The organism is Citrobacter sp. Ca225 (assembly GCF_030337175.1).
GTDB lineage: Bacteria > Pseudomonadota > Gammaproteobacteria > Enterobacterales > Enterobacteriaceae > Citrobacter_A > Citrobacter_A amalonaticus.
Genome location: NZ_JAOWCD010000008.1, coordinates 1 through 1,099 on the forward strand (window position 1 = coordinate 1; position 1,099 = coordinate 1,099).

At 44.1% G+C, this 1,099-nt stretch carries 1 protein-coding gene; it reads left to right on the forward strand.

Translation table 11 applies throughout. The annotated features are described in order from the left end of the window. The first annotated feature begins 353 nt into the window (after positions 1 to 353). Entirely contained in the window at positions 354 to 854 is a 501-nt protein-coding gene (locus tag OGW13_RS00040; protein ID WP_047935038.1) for a non-heme ferritin-like protein, read from the forward strand. The last annotated feature ends 245 nt before the right edge of the window (positions 855 to 1,099 follow it).

The window sequence follows — 1,099 nt, forward strand, 5'->3', positions numbered from 1 at the left end:
CTGGTAAGCAGAGTTTTTGAAATGTAAGGCCTTTGAATAAGACAAAACGCTGCCTCATCGCTAACTTTGCAACAGTGCCCCTAATCGTGTTCAGCAGAATAGCCGGAGGAAGTTTCCTACTGTCGATAAGAAAGGATTGGCACAGGGAGTGTGAATATCGAAACACCATCACAGAATAATGCCAGATAGAAATGCGATAGTAGGGTTGGATATTTAAATAAGGAGCATCCCGACTTAAAATGAATATGACTGCGTAACCAGGCGCAATAAAAAAAGCGAAAGAATCGCTTTTATTCTGGTTGTTTTTTCGAAGAGTGACCGTTTTCTGAGATGACAAGAAATAAGGAAGTCCTATGATCGCTAGCGGAATAGTTCAAAAACTGAATGCGCAAATGAATCAGGAGTTTTATACCTCAAATTTGTATCTTCAGCTCAGCCAGAGGTGCAGCGAGAATAGCCTTAATGGCACCGCACTATTTTTGCGTCATCAGGCGCAAAATACGGTGACGCAAATGATGCGCATGTACGAATACATCAAACAGAGAGGCGCCACGCCGGTGTTACAGGAGCAACACGCCCGGTGCGGTGAATTTTCCACGCTGGAAGATCTGTTTGAGCAGACGGTAAGCGATTACCAGAAGCGCATTAATGCGCTGACCTCTTTGACGGAAGACGCCCAGGCAGCAAACGATAAGTCAGCGATTAACTTCCTGAAGCGATACAGAAAAGAGGAAATCGTGGACGGGACGCTGTTGCAAATCATTCTGGATGAAGTCCGCAGCGCTAAAAAAGCGGGCATCAACATGCAGCAAACCGACCACTATCTGGTTGGCGTGATCGATCGCTATCACTAAATCAATTTCGCAGTACGAGGAGGTTTTACGCCTCCTCAGAAAATCTGTTTTACATCAGAAACAGAGGTTTATGCCAGTGAACATTTGATACCCAACACGTCATAGTGATTTTTTAACTTAGCGTTTTTATATCGTGCCAAAAATGTCTCTGCTTGTGTCTTTATATTAAGGAAGGTGCGAATAAGCAGGTCATTTCTTCCCAAGCTGACTCGCTGATTAAAATTTCGCGGATCTGGGCCGATTTT

Excerpts from the sequence above, each read along its gene's own strand:
- OGW13_RS00040 (WP_047935038.1), top strand. The coding sequence starts at position 354 with ATGATCGCTAGCGGAATAGTTCAAAAACTGAATGCGCAAATGAATCAG.